Here is a 20,708-nt window from a genome sequence, read left to right on the forward strand (position 1 = left end):
ACGTACGGTTCTTAGAGGGGCGGCACTTGGTAACAAGTGTCGTCTACTCGACAAAGCATTCCTCTCATTTTTAGTACACGGCATATTTTTTAAACTGTCGATAGCGTCCAACTTCGTTGAGGATTGGTCTGTTAAGGTTACCTTTGTGCATAAGGAAGTTGCACATCACGCTATTAAGCCAACTAGCGCGCCTGAATGACATCGGACAAAAGGATTTGTTATGCCCACTCTATTTTCTAACTCACCACTTTTTCAGAAATTGAAGCAGCCGTGGCTGGTTTCTCTGACTCTAGTCGTGTTGTTGTCGATCTGGCTTGGTTTAGGCGTAGGGCAAGCAGAAGAGTCACCTGAAAAAAAGGCAACAGAAATTCCGCTGGCTAAGGTTTCCTTTCAAACCTTCACCTCATCACCGACCTTTAAAACGATTGATCTCTATGGAAGAACGGCGCCCGATAGGCATGCTCGTCTAGGTGCAGAAGTCGCGGGTAAGATTATCAGATTGAATGTTGTTAAGGGGGGGATGGTTAAAGCAGGACAAGCCATTGCCCAGATAGATAAGGGTGATTTAGAGATTCAACTAGAGCGAGCATCTGCGTTATATCGCTTGAAGCAGAAAGAGTTCAAAGCGGCGCAGTCACTGAAGAAAAGAGGACTGCAAGGTGAAATCGCCTACACCACAGCTGAGGCTTCATTAACAGAAGCAAAAGCCATGATGCGCAATGCGGAATTGGCTTTAAAGAATACTGTGATTACTTCGCCTTTTTCGGGTGTGGTTCAAGATTTGATGGTGGAGCTCGGTGATTTCGTTAGTGTTGGCGATCCTGTTGCTGGCGTGATTGACCTCGATCCTTTGGTTATTGAGGCGGATGTCAGTGAGCGTCATATCCAACATTTGCTAGTCAATCAATCTGCTTTGGTTCGTTTGTTAGGGCGAGAAGAAGCGGAAGGCCGTTTACGCTATGTTTCTCGTATCTCTTCTGTTGCTACTAATACCTTCCCAATCGAGATAGAAATCGATAACTCTAAAGGCCTATTACCAGCAGGTGTCAGTGCCGAAGTTAAACTCAACCTAGAAACAAGAGATGCAATAAAGATAACACCGGCGATGCTAGCATTGGATGAGGCGGGTAACCTAGGGGTCAAAACCTTGGTTTCAGTCGATGACTCACCAACGGTGAAGTTTGTAGGCATTCAGCTAGTAAAGGCCGAACAAGATGGAGTGTGGCTCACGGGGCTAGGTCAACGCGTCGATATCATCACAGTAGGCCAAGGGTTTGTGCGTGATGGTGATTCGGTGATTGCTGTTGAGCAAGTCGCTGAACTCTCTAACGTAACCGCAGAGTAGGAGATAACCGATGTATTCAATTATTGATGCAGCCTTGTCTCGTGCTCGAACAATGCTCTCCCTTTTAGCGTTAATCCTTGTAGCCGGTGTCGTCACCTATATCACGATACCTAAGGAATCGAGCCCAGACATTACCATCCCAATTATCTATGTTTCGGTCGGGCACCAAGGGATCTCGCCAACGGATGCAGAACGTTTATTGGTTCGACCTATTGAGCAAGAGCTGAGGTCGATTGAAGGCGTAAAAGAGATGACAGCAACCGCAGCAGAAGGGCATGCCTCTGTTGTGTTGGAGTTTAATGTTGGCGTCGATCTCACCAAAGCAATGGCCGATGTGCGTGACGCGGTTGATCTGGCTAAACCAAAACTACCAGAAGACAGTGACGAACCGACCGTAAATGAGGTGACGCTGGCTTCTGAGCAACCTGTTTTGTCTGTTGTGCTATTCGGTACCGTTCCTGAGCGCACCATAGTGCAAATTGCCCGAGAGCTTGGAGACAAATTAGAAAGCTATCGCCAAATCCTTGAAGTCGATATTGCGGGCGATCGCGCTGACATCGTCGAGATCATTGTCGATCCGTTATTGATGGAGAGCTACAGCTTAGATCAAGCGGATATCTATAATCTGATCGCTCTGAACAATCGAGTGGTGGCCGCAGGTTTTGTTGATACTGGCTACGGACGTTTTTCTGTCAAAGTCCCTTCGGTATTTAACTCCTTAAAAGACGTGCTTGAGTTGCCTATTAAAGTGGATGGCAAGCAGGTGGTCACTTTTGGCGATGTCGCTACGGTTCGTCGAGCGTTTCGAGATCCTGAAAGTTTTGCTCGTTTAGATGGCAAATCTGCGGTGGTGTTGGATATCAAGAAGCGTGCAGGTGAGAACATCATCGAAACCGTTGAGCTAGTCAAAGCGGTAATGGCTGGTGCTCAGCAGCAAGCGGAATGGCCAAATAACCTGTTGGTCAAATACACCTGGGATGAATCTAAAGATGTGAAGATCATGCTTAATGATCTGCAAAACAATATCTTATCCGCCATTATTCTGGTGGTGATCGTTATCATCGCGATTCTTGGTGTGCGTACCGCTTTGTTAGTGGGTATTTCCATTCCAGGCTCATTCCTAACCGGGTTATTGGTTCTTTCGGTGTTTGGCTTAACCGTCAACATCGTAGTGCTGTTCTCTCTGATTATGGCGGTGGGGATGCTAGTAGACGGTGCGATTGTGGTGACCGAATTTGCAGACAGGCGAATGCAAGAGGGTGAAGGGCGCAAAGCCGCTTACCGAGATGCAGCGAAACGGATGGCGTGGCCGATAACCGCATCGACTGCCACAACCTTAGCCGCATTTGCTCCGTTACTGTTTTGGCCTGATGTGACGGGCGAATTTATGAAGTTCTTACCACTAACTCTGATCGCGACTTTAACTGCATCATTGATCATGGCGTTGTTGTTTGTGCCCGTGCTGGGCGGTTTGATTGGCAAACCTCAATACGTATCGTCTAAAAGCCAAGCTCGAATGGTCGCACTGCATAATGGTGACTTTTCACAGGCTACTGGTTTAACCAAGGCTTACTACCACACGCTTTCTTTAGCGATTAAACACCCCTTTAAGATTTTGTTCAGTGCGGCACTGCTCGCGGTTGCAGTTGGTTTTACTTATTCAAAAGCGGGTCTAGGTGCAGAGTTCTTCCCAGAAGTTGATCCGCCATTCTTTAATGTCAAAGTTCGCTCGCATGGGGATCTGTCTATCCAAGAAAAGGATGACATCATGCGTGATATTGAACTGATGATGCTCAATCATGATGAGTTCGATACCGTTTACACGCGTACTGGTGGTGACGACCAGATTGGTTTGATCTCAATTACGCCTGTTGACTGGCAATATCGACGCAGCGTTAAGGCGATTATTGATGAGTTGAAGGTACAAACCGATCAATACGCTGGTGTTGAGATTGAATATAAGTTCCCTGATGCTGGGCCTCCGGTTGAAAATGACTTAGTGATTGAGCTGTCGGCAAGAACTCCAGAGCAGCTCAATCAGGCTGCAAAAATTGTGAGAGGTTGGGCTGATGGAAATAAAGCACTGACCAATATCAGCGATACTGCGAGTAAAGATGGCATCGATTGGAAGGTGGATATTCGCCGCGACGATGCTGCGCGCTTTGCAGCTGATGCGACCTTAGTGGGTAATACCGTTCAATTCGTGACTAATGGTCTCAAGATTGGTGATTATCTGCCCGATGACTCTTCAGAAGAGGTCGATATCTTGGTGCGCTACCCTAATGATAAGCGTGATATCGGGCGCTTCGACCAGCTTAGGGTGAAAACGCCAGCAGGTTTAGTACCTATTACTAATTTCGCTCAGATCGTTCCCGACCATAAGCAAGACACCATTAAACGCCTTGATGGCAAGCGTGTGGTGAACATCATGGCGGATATGGAAGAAGGGTATAACCTTGCTCTCGAACTACCAAAGATCGAACAAGCATTGAGTGAGCTAGGGCTGCCGAGTAGCGTGGAATTTCGCATCCGTGGTCAAAACGAAGAACAAGAAAACTCGTCAGCCTTTTTACAAAGTGCTTTCTTGGTTGCTTTGGCGGTAATGGCTTTGATTCTGATTACTCAGTTCAATAGCTTCTATCAAGCGTTTTTGATTCTGAGTGCTGTATTGTTTTCGACCGTTGGCGTGTTCGTTGGCTTACTGATCTTCCAACGTCCGTTTGGCATTGTGATGTCGGGAATTGGGGTAATAGCGCTCGCCGGCATAGTCGTGAACAACAACATCGTGTTGATTGATACTTATAATCAGCTCATCAAAAGAGGCTTGGACAAGCGAGATGCGATTCTAAGAACCGGTGTTCAGCGTTTAAGGCCAGTAATGCTCACGACGGTTACGACTATCTTAGGTTTAATGCCGATGGTGTTAGAGATGAACATCGACCTGATTAATCAAAAGATAGAGTTTGGCGCGCCAAGTACACAATGGTGGTCACAGCTTGCGACCGCTATTGCTGGTGGTTTGGCGTTTGCCACGGTGCTGACTTTAGTATTAACCCCTTGTTTGTTAATGCTTGGACGGAACAACAAACCTGAAAAACAGTAGCTAGTTGTGGTATGTGAGCATAAAAAAGAGCGCCTTGATGGGCGCTCTTTGCATTTTTCTATTTTGCAGTGAAGCTACAAACGCCTAGTTAGTCGCTAGTAACTGACCGTATCGCTCAAGGTTTCTTAATCGAATCTCTGAGTTGGCAATAAAGGTTGCTTTTGCTTTACCAGTTAACGACTTGGATTGAGGCAATTTCACGGTACGCGCATTTTTATGTACGCCATTAACCAAGAATTCATAATGTAAGTGCGGGCCAGTCACACGGCCTGTACCGCCCAAAGTACCAATGGTTTGGCCTTGTTTTACGCGCTGACCGGTTTTCACCATACGTCGCTTCATGTGCAGGTACTTGGTGATGTAGGTGTTGCTGTGGCGGATGAACACGTAGTTACCATTGAATTGGTTGTAACCTGACTTCTGAACAATACCGTCACCGGCTGCCCAGATAGGCGTGCCAACAGGGGCTGCGTAGTCAGTACCGCGGTGAGCTCGAATCTTACCGGTTACTGGGTGTCTCCTGGTAGGGTTAAAGTTCGATGTTACGCGACGAAAATCAATTGGTGAGCGCAAGAACGCCTTCTTCATCGCACGACCATTTTCATCGAAGTAGTTGCCGCTTTTATCATCCAATACCGCGGTAAATGAATCGCCTTGGTTTTTGAATACGGCTGCCATGATCTTACCGCGACCAACTACTTCACCTTCAACCACTTTCTCTTGGTATAAGATTTTGAAGCTGTCGTTCTTACGAATATCTAACGCAAAGTCGATATCCCAACCGAAGATGCCGGCCAGTTCCATAATTTGGTTTGCGGTTAAACCTGCGCTGACGCCAGCGTTCCAGAAGTTAGAGGTGATGTTGGCTTCGGCATAATTGTATTGGTATACCACTTCTTTTTTGTCGAAACTTGATGAGAAAGAATCGCCAGATTTAGTGATCTTGAAGCTTTCAAACGCACTAAGTTGTCGTTTTAACTGAATAAGGTCGTTGTTTTCATCAAAGCCGAACTGCAAGACATCACCAGGTCTTAGGTTAGACAGCTGCTTCTTAATATCATTATTGGTATTGAGTAGCGTGATCAGCAGACGGTATGAGAGGCCAATACGTTCAAATAAAACAGAGGTGCTTTCGCCAGAGCGAACGGTGTATTTCTCCCAATTGAGCACTGCCGTCGGTGGAGCGTCACTTGAGCTAATAAGTGCAGAGGCATTGATAGTCAGTGGGTAATGTTTTCCCACAACTAAAGCGCCCGAATCGTCACGCAAACTGTTGACGTCGGGGAGTAAGAAAATCGCGACGAAAATTATGGCACTAAAAAATGCGATAAAAGCCCGGTGCAAAATAGGAAGGCGTGCAAAAATAGACAACATGTTCCGGTTCGTTCTGTAAATATTATGAAAATCGACGACGGAATAGTGTAACTGGTTTCAAAATACATCGCTATTCAAGTAAGATGTCTAATTAATGTATTTTTGCCAAATCTGTGGGAGTGAACAAGAATGGCGAGTATTGAAGCTGCACTAGCCGAGATCAAACGTGGCGTAGAAGAACTGATTCCAGAAGACGAACTGATTGCAAAACTAAAAGAAGGTCGTCCTTTACGCATTAAGCTGGGTGCCGATCCAACAGCTCCAGATATCCACCTAGGCCATACGGTTATCTTTAACAAGCTTCGTGCTTTCCAAGAGCTTGGTCATGAAGTGACATTCCTTATCGGTGATTTCACTGCAATGGTTGGTGACCCATCAGGTAAAAACTCAACACGTCCACCGCTAAGCCGCGAAGACGTATTGAAGAATGCTGAAACTTACAAAGAGCAAGTATTCAAGATTCTAGATCCTGCGAAGACGCAAATTCGTTTCAACTCTGAATGGCTATCTGAGCTTGGCGCTGAAGGCATGATTCGTCTTGCTTCTAACCAAACTGTTGCTCGTATGCTTGAGCGTGATGACTTCAAAAAGCGTTACGCTGGTGGTCAACCGATCGCAATCCACGAATTCATGTACCCACTTCTACAAGGTCACGACTCTGTTGCACTAGAGAGCGACGTTGAGCTTGGCGGTACTGACCAGAAGTTTAACCTTCTAATGGGTCGTGAACTGCAAAAAGCAGCAGGTCAAAAACCACAAGCGGTACTAATGATGCCACTACTTGTTGGTCTAGACGGTGTTAAGAAGATGTCTAAGTCTGCGCATAACTACATCGGTATTAGCGAAGCACCAAGCGAGATGTTTGGTAAGATCATGTCTATCTCTGACGATCTAATGTGGAGCTACTACGAGCTGCTGTCTTTCCGTCCTCTTGAAGAAGTTGCGGAACTGAAAGCTGGCGTTGATGCAGGTAAGAACCCGCGTGACGTTAAAGTGCTTCTTGCTAAAGAGATCATCGCTCGTTTCCACAGTGAAGCAGATGCTGAAGCCGCTGAGCAAGAGTTCGTTAACCGTTTTGCTAAGAACCAAGTTCCTGATGAAATGCCGGAGTTTGAATTCGAAGCAGGCCTGCCAATTGCGAACGTTCTAAAAGAAGCGGGTCTTGTAAACTCGACTTCTGATGCGATGCGTATGATCAAGCAAGGCGCGGCTAAGCTTGAAGGCGAGAAGATTGAAGACAGCAAATTCGTACCTGAAGCAGGTACTGCAGTTTACCAAGTAGGTAAGCGTAAATTTGCTCGTATTACTATCAAGTAATATTAAATCTCAATGATTTAACGAAAAGGCATCTACGGATGCCTTTTTTATTGACCCCTATTTATTGACAGGAATTTGACGAAGTTTTTGAACGGCTATTGCTACACTATGCGCGCTGTCATATTGACAGTAATTCTGGAGATTTTTATGAACAATACCGACCATCCTCCTAGTTTGAATGGAGAAGAATAACCCGTCTCGGTATTGATCTATTGTCCTGCCGTTCGGGTAGGGTATCTTTGTTTTTCCCCCTCATTCTTTTCCACACACTAGATTCTAACAAGTAGACACACCAGTAGCTTTCAGCTCTTGGTGCGCATAAATCCATAAATCTATAAATCTATAAATCTATAAACTTATGCTATTTGTTTTGATGGTCGTTACCTTTGCCAATCGGGAGATTCGCCATGACGGTAATGAACAACACTTTTTTATCTATTGAAGCTCTGTACTCAGAGCAAGACATCCAAGCTGTATCGAATGCATTTCAACAGTACGGACGTGAACAACAAATTAATCTTTTGAACCGAATGCCACTCGAAGATGCGGTGTTAGTGCTGGGACAATGCTCTTTGAGTACGATTCAGACTTTACTTAGTGAGTTAGAAGAGCAGGGCTTTGAGAAGCGCTCTCGACATCTAGCTCACCAACTAGGGCTGATTTACTCAGAGGTGGAGCCTCAACAGGGCTACCTTTCTACTGGCGTCATGAGCCACGTAAGGCAGCGTATCGGTTGGATTATTGCGCTAGCACTATTGGGAATTGTCTCAGGGCTTATAATTGCTCAGTATGAAGACATTCTCAGTCAGTTGGTTCTTTTGGCTATCTACATGCCGGTAATTGCTGCTGCTGGTGGTAATACCGGAACACAAGCCGCGACTTTGGTTATCAGAGCCTTAGCCACAGGTGAGTTAAAAAAACGCCAATGGGCTAATGTTCTGTGGAAAGAGTTTAGAGTTGCTATTTGTCTAGCTCTAGCGATTGCTGTAGTGATGATTGGACGTATTCTGCTATTTAGCGAAAACCAATCGACAGGTGGCTATGACATCAACATGATTGCGTTAGCGATTGCGGTAGCGCTGTTTATTCAGGTGACCATATCAACCGTGCTGGGTGGCGGATTGCCGATAGTTGCTAGGCTATTTAAGCTTGATCCAGCGGTGTTAGTGAGCCCAGTGCTTGCTTCCATAGTTGATATCTCAGGAATGTGGATCTACTTCACTGTGGTTAACTCATTCCTCGGTATCGCTTAGCTCCTATAAAAATAGGCACCTATAAAAATAGCTAAATACATCTGAGAAACAAAAATGGCGCTGAAGATTTAAGGTCTTCAGCGCCATTTTTATTGTTTGAGTAGAAGTTTACACAGAGCTAAGCATTACTTAGATTTGCTTTGTGTTTGACTGAACTCGACCACATCTTTGTAGAAAGCACGCTCAAACTGGGTGATAGGTGCTTCCACTGGTTTGTCTGGATCTTGTTCTTCAGGGAAGTAATCACGGACAAATTGTACAAACAGAGAGTTTGGTTTTCCCGCTTTATCTAATCCGTATCCCGCCATGTTGTAACTGCCGTATAGAGAACCACTCTTGGCGATAATGTTGCCTTGAATCGGTGCTTTTCTCATGCTCTGACGGTATTTGAGCGTTCCATCAGTGCCAGATGTAGGCATAGCCTCAATCAGGCTGAGCTGTTGATCGTTTTCCCAGATATAACGAAGCACTTGAGCCATGGTCTGTGACCTCATTCGGTTATTTCTGGATAGCCCTGAGCCATCGACGAGCTGCGCTTTACTGAGGTCAATATTAGCCTTGGTCAGCAGTATCTGTTTTATTGCTTCAGTGCCGTTATTGAAGCTGCCCGGTTGAACATAAAATGTTGCTCCTAGCGTTTTAGTTAGATTATCTGCGATAAGGTTATCTGACTTCTTGAGCATGATATCGAGCAGTTCAGGAAGCTTTTCTGAGTTGTGACTAGCGACTAACGTGGTTTTGTCTGCTTGCGCTTTTTTACCAATAATCACATCACCTTTTACTTCTATTTTCAGTTCTTTGAGAAGCGATGTAACGACTTGATAGGTGTAAAGTTCTGGATTTTGAATCGCGAACTTGAGTGGCAGTGGCTTCTTACGCTCTACTAAGCAACCAGAGAGCTTGTAAGCGTTGTCTGGAGTGGTAATGAGCTCTAAGTCGCATTGTGTCGCCTTCTGCCCTGATCGAGTTACCGTGGCTGCGGTGGTTGTCACGTCTATCGGATAGTGAGCGGGAATATAGACACGAGTGCTGCCGTTATCTTTTGTATAAATAGAGGCTTGTGCGCAGTTGCTGTCTAAGGTCATCGCACTCGAAGGCGCGCTGTAACAAACCCCTAGAATGTCCCAAGGCCAACCCACCGCTCGCTGATAGCCCGTAAAAGTCGAGTTATCTAGGTATAAGTTGCCCTTGATGGTTCTGGATTGAGATTTTGCGTATTGAGCCAAAAGGCTTTTAAGCTGTTCTCGTTGTAGCGTTGGGTCGCCACTAAATGAAATGATAGAGTCATTACCAGAACGAACAATGCTGGTCGTGTAGTGAAAGTCATCCCCTAACTCCAACTTAGCCGCCAAAGCTGTCACCAGCTTCAAAGTACTGGCGGGTGGATAGAAGCCATCACTATTGGAATTCAGTTTGTTTGAATCGCCTTTCAGGGATTCCAAAATTACACTGGTGCTACTGCCATCAGGCAGTTTATCTAGAGGGGGGTAAGCGAAAGCGTTAACTGAGAAAGCGCTAATGGAAAAACTACATACAAGTAGTGTGGGTAGAAGGCGCATAGAAGATTTCTTGGATGGCTGATGTTTTTAGTATACAGATATAAAAAACGCCCGCTAGATAGCGGGCGTTTTGATTCTCAATTAACTAATTAATCAATTAGATAATCAGAATTAGAAGTCGTAACGTAGACCTAGAGCGATTTCGTCTTCAGCTTGAGCAGAAGTTGCTTTGCCGTTAGAAGCTAGGTTTGTTGTACCGATCGTATCATTTTCAGAGATTAGGTTGAAATTGTACGAGATGTAAGTACGGAAGTTAGGCTTGAAGTAGTAAGTTGCATCGATTGCAACGTTATCTGCAGAAGTTTCACCGTCAGTTTCTGCATTGTTGTACGTTAGCGTGAATGCAGTTTTATCTAGTGTGTACGCAGTTGCGAATTCGTAACCTGTGTAGTCTACAGAATCGTTCTTGATTACACCTGTAGTCTGTTTTTCGCCATCAGTGAATACACCAGCGAAGTAGAAATCGCTCATGCGGTAAGATGCAGAAAGCATGTATTCGTTAGATTGATCTTGGTCTGCGTAACCAGCACCTAGCTTAACGCCAGAATCGCCGATTGCGTAGATAGCAGATAGAGAGTAGCCATCTTTACCGTTGTCGCTGAACTCATCGTTAGCGTCAACATCACGGTCAGCGAAGCGGTAGCTTGCTTTTAAGCCTAGGTCTTGGAATTGACCTTTGTAAGAAAGCATGTTGTCTGAACGGTCAGCTACTGCGATTTTGTCTGCCGCTGAGTTACCGTGGTAAGACATGATATCGGTAAAGTCAGTGATAACGCCTAGCGCACCGTCGTTTTTACCGTATGTAACTTCACCGAAGTCACCGCCGATACCTGCGTATGTGTAACGGTTAGTGATATCGCTGCTATCACTGTTATCAGTCGCGCCGCCGTCTTCGTTAGTTGTGAATTCACCTTCGTAGAAACCAACACCGTATAGGCCGTCTTGGATTTCAACTTTACCTAGGAAGTTAAGACGTACACGTGTTTTGTCTTCAGCTTTGCCATCTTTTAGAGATAGACGAGCTTCAGCACGACCACCGATTTCTAGAGAAGTGCCGTTTGAGCTGTATACAGAAGTACCGGCAATATCACCAGCTTGTTTACCGTCGGCTGCCACTGCGTTAGTAGCAAGAGCTGCAGCAGATACAGCAAGCGCGATCATAGTCTTGTTCATGTTATTATTTCCTAATTACTGTCCATAGAAGTTTTATTAAGGATTTGAACCCTTTTGTGTATTGCCTGTATTAATCAGGCTTCATAATCATGATTAGAACAGAAGTCTGAAAATGCCAGTGCAATCCATGGGTTACTTTTTACCTCTAAAGTTCCATGGTCAGTTAGTAAAATGATATAAAACTAAAAAATGAACACTGTTTTATTATATCTTTTTTGTTTAAGTGGTTGTTTTTGAGTGTATTTTATAAAAGTGTGATCTGTGTTTATTTTGTTTGTTTTTTGTTTTTTTAGGTATTTGGCTCTCCACTTATTGATGGGGAGGTTATTATTCATTTTTGTGATGTCTGTAATTTAGACCTAGATAAAGCTTTTATAACGCAAAGTGGAATAAAGGTGATTTAGCCATAAAGTTTGTTTACACTAAGCCAAATCGTTTTGTTTCTATCACCCAATAAATACGTTGGGTGTATTTATGTTGGCCAAAGAAAGCTTTGGCATAGAGGTAAAAAATGGAAAAGGTTCCAATGACAGTACGTGGCGCTCAGCAGCTACGTGACGAATTAGATCGCCTACTTAAGCTACGCCCTGTTATCTCAGCAGCTATTGGTGAAGCACGTGAACTAGGTGACCTGAAAGAGAATGCTGAATACCACGCCGCTCGTGAAGAGCAGGGTATTTGTGAAGCTCAGATCCGTGATATTGAATATAAGCTATCACTGGCTCAGATCATCGATGTAACGCAAATGGATAATACGGGCAAGATTATCTTTGGTACGACAGTGACACTGATTGATGTGGATACCGATGATGAGTTCCGCTACCAAATCGTTTCAGAAGACGAAGCAGACATCAAAACGGGTCGCATTTCTGTGAAATCGCCAATTGCTCGCGGTCTTATCGGTAAAATGGAAGGCGACGAAGTCATGATCTCTACCCCTGGTGGTGACAAAGACTTCGAAATCGACAAAGTAGAATATATCTAATTGAATTTTCTTTGTTTCTGATAAGTAAAAAGGTCGCTAAATGCGACCTTTTTCGTTTCTCACGCTACACTAAAAGATAAGCGCTGTGGCTTTCTCTTGGTGAAGTCAGCTTATATTAAGCTCTTATTTACGTGGAATCTCGATTTTACGTGCTTCTGACTGACGGAACAGTACTAGAACTTTACCGATAGTCTGTACTTTCTCAGCTTTAGTTTCACGTACAATTGCATCGATAATCAGTTGCTTAGTCTCACGGTCTTCTGATGCAACTTTAATCTTGATCAGTTCGTGGTGGTCTAGAGCTAATTCGATTTCCGCTAGAACAGCTTCAGTAAGTCCATTTGCGCCCATTAGCACAACAGGTTTTAAACTGTGAGCTAGGCCCTTTAGATGCTGCTTTTGTTTGGTACTTAGGTTCATTACGCGGCCAATTTTCTTTACTATTAGGGTTGAAAAAACCTATTTTAACGCCATCTAAAGCTGAAGACTATAATTTATTCAGCAATTAGTACTTTCCTCCAATTTAGGTATCCAATGAGCAAACAGAAACACTCGGCCAGTTCAGGCCGTTGGTTGAAGGAACACTTCGACGACAAGTACGCAAATGAAGCAAGAAAGAAAGGCTATCGTTCACGTGCTTATTTCAAAATGGAAGAGATTCAAACGAAAGATAAATTGCTGTCTCCTGGGATGACCATTGTGGATTTGGGTGCAGCACCTGGCGGTTGGTCTCAATATGCTGCTAAGATTGTTGGAGACAACGGACAAATCATTGCGTGTGACTTGTTACCAATGGATCCGATTGCTGGTGTTAGCTTTTTACAAGGCGATTTCCGCGAAGAAGCTGTGCTAGATGCCTTGTTGGAACGTATACAACCAAACATGGTTGATGTCGTGATGTCAGATATGGCACCTAATATAGCAGGCAACAATTCTGTGGATCAGCCAAGAGCTATGTATTTAGTTGAATTAGCTTTGGATATGTGTCGACAAGTTCTAGCTACCAATGGTAGTTTTGTTGTAAAAGTATTCCAAGGCGAAGGGTTTGACCAATACGTTAAGGACGTCCGTGAGATGTTTAAAACAGTAAAAGTTAGAAAACCCGACTCTTCTCGAGCTCGATCTCGTGAAGTGTTTATCGTAGCCACTGGTTACAAAGGTTAACGATTCTCTTCCAAGAGTGAGAGTTAACAACATGGCTACAGGTTACAAACTGTAGTACCCTACCTTTAATTACAATTAGTTATCGAGAGGCTTACACCTTGAGTGACATGGCAAAAAATTTAATTCTGTGGCTTGTTATCGCGGTAGTGTTGATGTCGGTATTCCAGAGCTTCGGCCCTGGGGAAAGTAACGGCAGAGCAGTAGATTACACCACGTTTGTACAGGAAGTTGGCCAAGGCCAGATTCAAGACGCACAGTTCAATAACAGCGAAATCACTTTCACACGTCGTGGTGGTGGTTCTAAGTATGTAACTTACATGCCTGTTTATGATCAAAAGCTACTTGATGACTTAATTAATCAAAACGTAAAAGTTCAGGGTACACCACCTGAAGAGCAGAGCTTGCTTGGCACTATCTTCATCTCATGGTTCCCAATGATCTTACTGATTGGTGTATGGATTTTCTTCATGCGTCAAATGCAAGGCGGCGGCGGCGGTAAAGGCGCGATGTCTTTCGGTAAGAGTAAAGCTCGAATGATGAGCGAAGAACAAATCAAAACGATGTTTGCTGATGTTGCTGGTTGTGACGAAGCAAAAGAAGACGTGAAAGAGCTTGTGGACTACCTTCGTGACCCAAGCCGCTTCCAAAAGCTAGGTGGTAAGATCCCGACAGGTATCCTGTTGGTTGGTCCTCCTGGTACGGGTAAAACATTGCTTGCAAAAGCGATTGCCGGTGAAGCGAAAGTACCGTTCTTTACTATCTCTGGTTCTGACTTCGTTGAAATGTTTGTTGGTGTTGGTGCATCTCGTGTGCGTGACATGTTCGAACAAGCGAAGAAAGCGGCACCTTGTATCATCTTTATCGATGAAATCGATGCTGTAGGTCGTCAACGTGGCGCTGGTGTTGGTGGTGGTCACGATGAACGTGAACAAACACTGAACCAAATGCTGGTTGAGATGGATGGTTTCGAAGGTAACGAAGGTATTATCGTTATCGCTGCGACTAACCGTCCAGACGTACTAGACCCTGCATTACTTCGTCCTGGTCGTTTTGACCGTCAAGTTGTGGTTGGTCTGCCTGATGTACGTGGTCGTGAACAGATTCTTAAAGTACACATGCGTAAAGTGCCACTATCAGGTGATGTTGAACCATCGCTGATCGCTCGTGGTACTCCAGGCTTCTCTGGTGCAGATCTTGCGAACCTTGTGAACGAAGCGGCGCTATTTGCTGCTCGTGGTAACAAGCGCAATGTATCTATGGTTGAGTTTGAACTTGCGAAAGACAAAATTATGATGGGTGCAGAGCGCCGTTCAATGGTTATGTCTGAAGAAGTGAAAGAGTCAACGGCTTACCACGAAGCGGGTCACGCAATTGTTGGTCGTTTGGTACCTGAACACGATCCAGTGTACAAGGTGTCAATCATTCCACGTGGTCGTGCGCTTGGTGTAACTATGTACCTACCTGAGCAAGACCGCGTAAGCATGTCTCGCCAACATCTAGAATCAATGATCTCTAGTTTGTACGGTGGTCGTCTTGCTGAAGAACTTATCTACGGTAAAGACAAAGTTTCGACTGGTGCGTCTAACGATATCGAACGTGCAACTGATATTGCTCGCAAGATGGTTACGCAGTGGGGCTTCTCTGAAAAACTGGGTCCTCTTCTATATGCTGAAGAAGAAGGTGAAGTTTTCTTAGGTCGTGGTATGAGCCAAGCGAAACATGTTTCTGACGATACGACTAAGCTGATCGATGAAGAAATTCGTATTCTTATCGACCGTAACTACGATAGAGCTAAGAAGATTCTTGAAGATAACATGGATATCATGCATTCGATGAAAGACGCTCTAATGAAGTTCGAAACGATCGATGCAGGTCAAATTGATGACTTGATGGAGCGTAAGCAAGAGATTCGTGATCCAGCTGGTTGGGGTGATCAGGTAAAAGCTGAACCTACAAAGGAAGAAGCAAAACCTGAAGCTAAGGCAGAAGAAGCTAAAGCGGAACCAAAAGCTGAAGAGTCGAAAGTTGAAGAAGCTAAATCTGAAGCAGATGATGCTCAAAACAAAGATTCTTAATCGCTAAGTTATAAATTAAAACCCTGAGTACGCTCAGGGTTTTTCTGTTTCTAGCCCTAGATGTTTTTACCTTTAAGACCCACCTTCCATGATATTAAAAGCACACAATAAAACGCTCGTTTTAGACCGCCCACATGTGATGGGTATCCTCAATGTTACGCCTGACTCTTTCTCTGATGGCGGAAAATTCAATTCATTAGATAGTGCTCTACTGCAAGCAGAGCGAATGATTCAAGCTGGTGTTAGCATTATTGACATTGGTGGTGAGTCAACTCGCCCGGGAGCACCTGATGTACCTTTAGAAGAAGAGCTCGCTCGCGTTATTCCTGCCATTAAAGCAATTCGCGCTAAGTTTGATGTGTGGATCTCCATTGATACCAGTAAAGCTGAAGTGATGCGCCAAGCCGTTGAAGCGGGGGCTGATTTGATCAATGATGTGCGCGCACTACAAGAGCACGGAGCTCTGGAAGCGGCCGCCGATGCTAATGTGCCAGTTTGCCTGATGCACATGAAAGGTCAGCCAAGAACCATGCAAGCTAACCCTAATTACGATGATGTCCTAATGGATGTTGAAGCGTTCTTAAAAGAAAGGGTGGAGGCTTGTGAGGCTGTTGGTATATCAAAAGATCAGCTGATTCTGGATCCTGGTTTTGGTTTTGGTAAAACCATTGAGCATAATTACCACCTATTAGCGCACCTTGAAAAGTTTCACAGGCTTGGGTTGCCAGTCTTAGCGGGGATGTCGAGAAAGTCGATGATCTTTAAGCTACTAGACAAAGCTCCAGCAGATTGCATGGTTGCTAGCGTCACTTGCGCTACCATCGCTGCAATCAAAGGCGCACAAATTATTCGCGTTCATGATGTTGAAGATACATTGGAAGCGATGAAGATAATCGAAGTGATGAATAACAATCACTAATCATAATTAAGGAAAATCAATATGTCTGATAAGAGACGTTACTTCGGCACAGATGGTGTACGTGGCAAAGTAGGCCAGTACCCGATTACACCTGATTTTGTTCTGAAGCTTGGCTGGGCTGCGGGTCGTGTTCTTGCGAAGCAAGGCACAAAGAAAGTCATCATTGGTAAAGATACTCGTATCTCTGGTTACATGCTTGAGTCAGCGCTAGAAGCTGGCCTTGCTGCTGCTGGTCTTCAGGCTACGTTTACTGGCCCAATGCCAACACCTGCTGTGGCTTACCTAACTCAAACCTTCCGCGCTGAAGCAGGGATCGTTATCTCTGCATCACACAACCCATACTACGATAACGGTATCAAGTTCTTCTCTTCTGAGGGAACAAAACTGCCGGACGATATCGAGTTGGCAATTGAAGCTGAATTGGATAAAGACATCGAATGTGTTGATTCATTTGAGCTTGGTAAAGCAGTACGTTTGAACGATGCGGCTGGCCGTTACATCGAGTTCTGTAAGAGCACATTCCCAAATCAGATGACGCTTGCAGGAATGAAAATTGTTGTCGATTGTGCACATGGTGCGACTTACCACATAGCTCCTGCCGTATTTAAAGAGCTGGGTGCTGAAGTTATTGCGATTGGTGTTGAGCCAAACGGTACTAATATCAACCACGAAGTCGGTGCGACGGATGTACGTGCTCTGCAAGCAAAAGTGCTTGAAGAAAAAGCGGCATTAGGTCTTGGCTTTGATGGTGATGGTGACCGTATCATCATGGTTGACGAGCTAGGTAACAAAGTTGATGGCGATCAAATCGCTTACATCATTGCTCGTGATGCACTGCGTCGCGGTGAGTTGAAAGGTGGCGTTGTTGGTACACTAATGACCAACCTTGGTATGGAAAATGGCCTTAAGCAGTTAGGTATTCCGTTTGTACGTGCTGCTGTTGGTGACCGTTACGTAATGGAACAGCTTCTTGCTAAAGGCTGGAAGATCGGCGCTGAAAACTCGGGGCACGTTATCCTACTAGATAAAGTGACGACGGGTGATGCTATCGTTGCTGCTCTGCAAGTTTTGGCTTCAGTTGTTGATAGCGAAATGACACTGAATGAGTTGTCTCAGGGCATGACGTTGTACCCTCAAGTTCTAGAAAACGTTCGTTTCAGCGGAGATTCAAACCCACTAGAAGCCGAAGCGGTAAAAGCAGCGGTTGTTGAAGTAGAAGCAGAGCTTGGCGAGAAAGGCCGTGTACTATTACGCAAGTCTGGTACCGAGCCACTACTGCGTGTCATGGTTGAAGGCGAAGATGCAGAGCTTGTTCAAGCATCAGCGCTTAAGATTGCAGATGCAGTAAAAGCAAACTGCTAATTTAACCTTTTACTTAGCTGGCGCAGCGAATAGCGCTTGTGATTAGAAGTGGTTGACTTATATCACGGTCAAAAGATATAACGGTCAAAAGAGACATAAATGAGTTTTGTGTCGCTTTTGACCTTTTTTTGACCATTCACTTGGTAAAGGCTTATTTTTTAGCAAATTCTCCTTGTCAGCCATCGTCGCATTCGCTAGTATTGCTCGGCCTTCAGTTAGGAGGTCGCTAGCCTTGTTCTTAAAAATAGTTTTTTGAACGGCGCTGGCTCAACAATTAGGAACATAGGTGGAAAAATGTTTACAGTTCTACTTGTGATTTACCTGTTGGCAGCGCTTGGTGTAATTGGCCTAGTGTTGATTCAACAAGGTAAAGGCGCAGATATGGGAGCCTCTTTCGGTGCTGGCGCTTCAAACACTGTGTTTGGTGCTGGTGGCTCAGGAAATTTCCTTACCCGAATGACTGCAATTTTTGCAACTACATTTTTTATCCTTAGCTTAGTGCTTGGTAATATGTCTACACATAAAACTGAGTCACAATGGATTGACCCGACCCAAGGTCAGGTGATTCAACAAGCTGATGATGCAGTGAGTGAAGTTCCGGCGCAAGGCGACGAAATTCCACAATAATCTGTAAAGATTTGATGCCGAGATGGTGAAATTGGTAGACACGCTAGCATGAGGTGCTAGTGCCTTAGGGTGTGAGGGTTCGAGTCCCTCTCTCGGCACCATGTTTACAAACTTGTAAAACATCTTGTTGGGCGTATAATGCTCGCAAGTCGGACGCGGGATGGAGCAGTTTGGTAGCTCGTCGGGCTCATAACCCGAAGGTCGTCGGTTCAAATCCGGCTCCCGCAACCAATTTCAATGCTATTATATAGCTTGTATTGGTAGCAAGTTTGCACAGTGTGAACCTCACTGTGAGTTAGGTGCGATATCGAATGTGATGGCACTTAACATATAAGGGTCCAGCAACAAAAACCCCGGCTTATACGGGGTTTTTTGTTATCTAAGCATTTGTAAATGTATTTAGATAATGTTTGCTTGGAATTTAAATTGGGCTTTGAGCCCTTTTTTTGTTTCTGGAGTGGTTAAATGACTGGTTTAGAAAGACAACTTACTGAAATGCTTGACGCTCCAGTAGCAGCATCAGGTTATGAGTTAGTTGGATTAGAATTTATTCGTGCTGGTGAGCACTCAACGCTACGTATTTACATCGATTCACCAAACGGTATCAATGTAGATGATTGCGCTGAAGTTAGCCACCAAGTAAGTGCCGTAATGGACGTTGAAGATCCAATTTCAGTGGCTTATAACCTTGAAGTGTCTTCACCAGGTTTAGAGAGACCACTGTTCAAAGCAGAGCATTACCAACAATTTATTGGTCACGAGGTAAGCATCGTTTTGAAAATGGCTGTCGGCAACCGTCGTAAATGGAAAGGTGATATCCAATCTATCGAAGGCGAGACAGTGAAAGTATTGGTTGAAGGACAAGAAGAAGAATTCGTCCTGAGCAATATTGCGAAAGCTAACCTGATCCCTAAATTTTAGTTCTCCTAGAGAGAAGAGCTTAAGAGGCTAGATTAATGAACAAAGAAATTTTGGCGGTAGTAGAAGCTGTTTCAAATGAGAAAGCAGTTCCTCGTGAGCGTATTTTTGAAGCGCTTGAAATCGCGCTTGCAACGGCAACAAAAAAGAAAAGCGAACTAGAAATTGAAGTTCGTGTTGAAATTGACCGTAAAACGGGTGATTTCGAAACTTTCCGTCGTTGGGAAGCTGTTGAGGAAGTTGAATTCCCAACAAAAGAAATCTCTATTGAAGCTGCAAAGTACGATGACCCAGAGATCGAACTTGGCGGTTTCATTGAAGATGATATCGAATCAGTAACGTTTGACCGTATTACGACTCAAACGGCTAAGCAAGTTATCGTACAGAAAGTACGTGAAGCTGAACGCGCTCAAATCGTTGAGCAGTTCATCGATAACGAAGGCGAGCTAGTAACTGGCGCAGTTAAGAAAGTTAACCGTGACACTATTATTCTAGACCTAGGTAACAACGCTGAAGCGGTAATCCTTCGTGATGACCAACTTCCTCGTGAAAACTTCCGTCCAGGTGACCGTGTTCGTGGTCTTCTTTACGCAGTTAAACCAGAAGCTCGTGGTTTCCAGCTTTTCGTTACTCGTTCGAAGCCAGAAATGCTAGCTGAACTATTCCGTGTTGAAGTGCCTGAGATTGGTGAAGAGCTAATTGAACTTAAAGGTGCTGCACGTGACGCTGGTTCTCGTGCTAAAATCGCTGTGAAAACAAACGACAAACGTATTGACCCAGTTGGTGCGTGTGTTGGTATGCGTGGCGCACGTGTACAAGCTGTTTCTAACGATCTTGGTGGTGAGCGTATTGATATCGTTCTTTGGGATGATAACCCGGCTCAATTCGTAATCAACGCAATGGCTCCTGCTGATGTTGCTTCAATCATCGTTGATGAAGACGCACACTCTATGGATATCGCTGTTGAAGCGGATAACCTAGCACAAGCGATTGGCCGTAGCGGTCAAAACGTACGTCTAGCGTCTCAACTTACTGGTTGGGAACTGAACGTAATGACTGTTGCTGATCTTGAGAAGAAGCACCAAGAAGAAGCAGTTGCTTCTATTGAAAACTTCATGAAGCACCTAGACATTGAAGAAGACTTTGCTCAAATGCTTGTTGAAGAAGGCTTCTCTACGCTTGAAGAAGTAGCATACGTTCCTGTGAACGAGCTTCTTGAAGTAGACGGTCTAGACGAAGGTATCGTTGAAGAACTACGTAACCGCGCAAAAGACGCACTGACTACTCTAGCGCTAGCGAAAGAAGAAACTTTCGACGGTGTTGAGCCTGCTGAAGACTTACTTGCACTTGAAGGTCTTGAGCGTGAAATGGCTTACAAGCTAGCAGCAAAAGGCGTTGCGACACTGGAAGACCTAGCTGACCAAGGCGTTGATGAACTAGAAGGCATCGAAGACCTAACTGCAGAGCGTGCAGGCGAGCTAATTATGGCTGCGCGTAACATCTGTTGGTTCGGCGACGAAGAATAATTCAGCAA

General features: G+C 44.7%; 17 protein-coding genes and 2 tRNA genes. 15 read left to right on the plus strand and 4 right to left on the minus strand.

Annotated features, from left to right (window positions below; genetic code table 11):
* The 3 genes from AB6E78_RS02530 to AB6E78_RS02540 all read left to right on the plus strand — a co-directional run.
* The coding region (locus AB6E78_RS02530) for a hypothetical protein (protein ID WP_372130689.1) at positions 1–199 on the plus strand (199 nt) is incomplete at its 5' end.
* Positions 200–220: 21 nt separating this feature from the next.
* Complete coding sequence (locus tag AB6E78_RS02535) at positions 221–1,345, plus strand: efflux RND transporter periplasmic adaptor subunit (protein ID WP_372132669.1); 1,125 nt, start codon at positions 221–223, stop codon at positions 1,343–1,345.
* Positions 1,346–1,355: 10 nt separating this feature from the next.
* A complete protein-coding gene (locus AB6E78_RS02540) occupies positions 1,356–4,448 on the plus strand; it encodes an efflux RND transporter permease subunit (RefSeq protein ID WP_017063268.1) in 3,093 nt (1,030 codons plus the stop codon).
* A gap of 84 nt (positions 4,449–4,532) precedes the next feature.
* On the opposite strand, the gene AB6E78_RS02545 is transcribed toward AB6E78_RS02540, so the two are convergent.
* Positions 4,533–5,822: a peptidoglycan DD-metalloendopeptidase family protein gene (locus AB6E78_RS02545; protein WP_065584911.1), complete on the minus strand. Its 1,290-nt coding sequence runs from the start codon at positions 5,820–5,822 to the stop codon at positions 4,533–4,535.
* A gap of 129 nt (positions 5,823–5,951) precedes the next feature.
* Here AB6E78_RS02545 and tyrS point away from each other — a divergent pair, with 129 nt between their 5' ends.
* Together tyrS and AB6E78_RS02555 are read left to right on the plus strand one after the other, a co-directional pair.
* A complete protein-coding gene (tyrS, locus tag AB6E78_RS02550) occupies positions 5,952–7,139 on the plus strand; it encodes a tyrosine--tRNA ligase (protein ID WP_017059402.1) in 1,188 nt (395 codons plus the stop codon).
* A gap of 407 nt (positions 7,140–7,546) precedes the next feature.
* Positions 7,547–8,392, plus strand: coding sequence for a magnesium transporter (locus AB6E78_RS02555; RefSeq protein ID WP_017068902.1), 846 nt, complete (start codon positions 7,547–7,549; stop codon positions 8,390–8,392).
* Between the two features lie 125 nt (positions 8,393–8,517).
* Here the strand turns inward: AB6E78_RS02555 and dacB are convergent, their stop codons facing one another.
* Complete coding sequence (gene dacB / locus AB6E78_RS02560; protein WP_372132666.1) at positions 8,518–9,951, minus strand: serine-type D-Ala-D-Ala carboxypeptidase; 1,434 nt, start codon at positions 9,949–9,951, stop codon at positions 8,518–8,520.
* Between the two features lie 111 nt (positions 9,952–10,062).
* On the minus strand, positions 10,063–11,124 hold the full coding sequence (locus AB6E78_RS02565) for a porin (protein WP_372132663.1): 1,062 nt from the start codon (positions 11,122–11,124) through the stop codon (positions 10,063–10,065).
* A 511-nt stretch (positions 11,125–11,635) separates the two neighbouring features.
* Here AB6E78_RS02565 and greA point away from each other — a divergent pair.
* A complete protein-coding gene (gene greA, locus AB6E78_RS02570; protein WP_017059397.1) occupies positions 11,636–12,109 on the plus strand; it encodes a transcription elongation factor GreA in 474 nt (157 codons plus the stop codon).
* Positions 12,110–12,232: 123 nt separating this feature from the next.
* Here the strand turns inward: greA and yhbY are convergent, their stop codons facing one another.
* Entirely contained in the window at positions 12,233–12,529 is a 297-nt protein-coding gene (yhbY, locus tag AB6E78_RS02575) for a ribosome assembly RNA-binding protein YhbY (RefSeq protein WP_004738252.1), read from the minus strand.
* Positions 12,530–12,643: 114 nt separating this feature from the next.
* Here yhbY and rlmE point away from each other — a divergent pair, with 114 nt between their 5' ends.
* The 9 genes from rlmE to nusA all read left to right on the plus strand — a co-directional run bounded on the left by rlmE (position 12,644) and on the right by nusA (position 20,700).
* Positions 12,644–13,273, plus strand: a complete 630-nt coding sequence (gene rlmE, locus AB6E78_RS02580; RefSeq protein WP_017059396.1) for a 23S rRNA (uridine(2552)-2'-O)-methyltransferase RlmE — start codon at positions 12,644–12,646, stop codon at positions 13,271–13,273.
* A gap of 107 nt (positions 13,274–13,380) precedes the next feature.
* On the plus strand, positions 13,381–15,348 hold the full coding sequence (gene ftsH, locus AB6E78_RS02585; protein WP_372132660.1) for an ATP-dependent zinc metalloprotease FtsH: 1,968 nt from the start codon (positions 13,381–13,383) through the stop codon (positions 15,346–15,348).
* 88 nt (positions 15,349–15,436) lie between these two features.
* The gene (gene folP / locus AB6E78_RS02590) at positions 15,437–16,267 is read left to right on the plus strand and encodes a dihydropteroate synthase (protein WP_372132657.1); all 831 of its coding nucleotides are present in this window, start codon (positions 15,437–15,439) and stop codon (positions 16,265–16,267) included.
* Positions 16,268–16,288: 21 nt separating this feature from the next.
* Positions 16,289–17,629, plus strand: coding sequence for a phosphoglucosamine mutase (glmM, locus tag AB6E78_RS02595; RefSeq protein ID WP_193841587.1), 1,341 nt, complete (start codon positions 16,289–16,291; stop codon positions 17,627–17,629).
* A gap of 294 nt (positions 17,630–17,923) precedes the next feature.
* Positions 17,924–18,256 carry a preprotein translocase subunit SecG gene (gene secG, locus AB6E78_RS02600; protein ID WP_017059392.1) on the plus strand — a complete coding sequence of 111 codons (333 nt, stop codon included), beginning with the start codon at positions 17,924–17,926 and terminating at the stop codon, positions 18,254–18,256.
* 16 nt (positions 18,257–18,272) lie between these two features.
* Positions 18,273–18,357, plus strand: a tRNA-Leu gene (locus tag AB6E78_RS02605).
* Between the two features lie 53 nt (positions 18,358–18,410).
* A tRNA-Met gene (locus AB6E78_RS02610) sits at positions 18,411–18,487 on the plus strand.
* A 234-nt stretch (positions 18,488–18,721) separates the two neighbouring features.
* Positions 18,722–19,177: a ribosome maturation factor RimP gene (gene rimP / locus AB6E78_RS02615; protein WP_004738265.1), complete on the plus strand. Its 456-nt coding sequence runs from the start codon at positions 18,722–18,724 to the stop codon at positions 19,175–19,177.
* A 35-nt stretch (positions 19,178–19,212) separates the two neighbouring features.
* Positions 19,213–20,700 (plus strand): transcription termination factor NusA, encoded by a 1,488-nt coding sequence (nusA, locus tag AB6E78_RS02620; RefSeq protein ID WP_017059230.1) that lies wholly within the window; start codon positions 19,213–19,215, stop codon positions 20,698–20,700.
* Positions 20,701–20,708: the final 8 nt, after the last annotated feature.

The organism is Vibrio sp. 10N.247.310.98 (assembly GCF_041467395.1).
GTDB lineage: Bacteria > Pseudomonadota > Gammaproteobacteria > Enterobacterales > Vibrionaceae > Vibrio > Vibrio crassostreae_C.

Excerpts from the sequence above, each read along its gene's own strand:
- AB6E78_RS02535 (WP_372132669.1), top strand. The coding sequence starts at position 221 with ATGCCCACTCTATTTTCTAACTCACCACTTTTTCAGAAATTGAAGCAG.
- AB6E78_RS02540 (WP_017063268.1), top strand. The coding sequence starts at position 1,356 with ATGTATTCAATTATTGATGCAGCCTTGTCTCGTGCTCGAACAATGCTC.
- AB6E78_RS02545 (WP_065584911.1), bottom strand. The coding sequence starts at position 5,822 with ATGTTGTCTATTTTTGCACGCCTTCCTATTTTGCACCGGGCTTTTATC.
- tyrS (WP_017059402.1), top strand. The coding sequence starts at position 5,952 with ATGGCGAGTATTGAAGCTGCACTAGCCGAGATCAAACGTGGCGTAGAA.
- AB6E78_RS02555 (WP_017068902.1), top strand. The coding sequence starts at position 7,547 with ATGACGGTAATGAACAACACTTTTTTATCTATTGAAGCTCTGTACTCA.
- dacB (WP_372132666.1), bottom strand. The coding sequence starts at position 9,951 with ATGCGCCTTCTACCCACACTACTTGTATGTAGTTTTTCCATTAGCGCT.
- AB6E78_RS02565 (WP_372132663.1), bottom strand. The coding sequence starts at position 11,124 with ATGAACAAGACTATGATCGCGCTTGCTGTATCTGCTGCAGCTCTTGCT.
- greA (WP_017059397.1), top strand. The coding sequence starts at position 11,636 with ATGGAAAAGGTTCCAATGACAGTACGTGGCGCTCAGCAGCTACGTGAC.
- yhbY (WP_004738252.1), bottom strand. The coding sequence starts at position 12,529 with ATGAACCTAAGTACCAAACAAAAGCAGCATCTAAAGGGCCTAGCTCAC.
- rlmE (WP_017059396.1), top strand. The coding sequence starts at position 12,644 with ATGAGCAAACAGAAACACTCGGCCAGTTCAGGCCGTTGGTTGAAGGAA.
- ftsH (WP_372132660.1), top strand. The coding sequence starts at position 13,381 with ATGGCAAAAAATTTAATTCTGTGGCTTGTTATCGCGGTAGTGTTGATG.
- folP (WP_372132657.1), top strand. The coding sequence starts at position 15,437 with ATGATATTAAAAGCACACAATAAAACGCTCGTTTTAGACCGCCCACAT.
- glmM (WP_193841587.1), top strand. The coding sequence starts at position 16,289 with ATGTCTGATAAGAGACGTTACTTCGGCACAGATGGTGTACGTGGCAAA.
- secG (WP_017059392.1), top strand. The coding sequence starts at position 17,924 with ATGTTTACAGTTCTACTTGTGATTTACCTGTTGGCAGCGCTTGGTGTA.
- rimP (WP_004738265.1), top strand. The coding sequence starts at position 18,722 with ATGACTGGTTTAGAAAGACAACTTACTGAAATGCTTGACGCTCCAGTA.
- nusA (WP_017059230.1), top strand. The coding sequence starts at position 19,213 with ATGAACAAAGAAATTTTGGCGGTAGTAGAAGCTGTTTCAAATGAGAAA.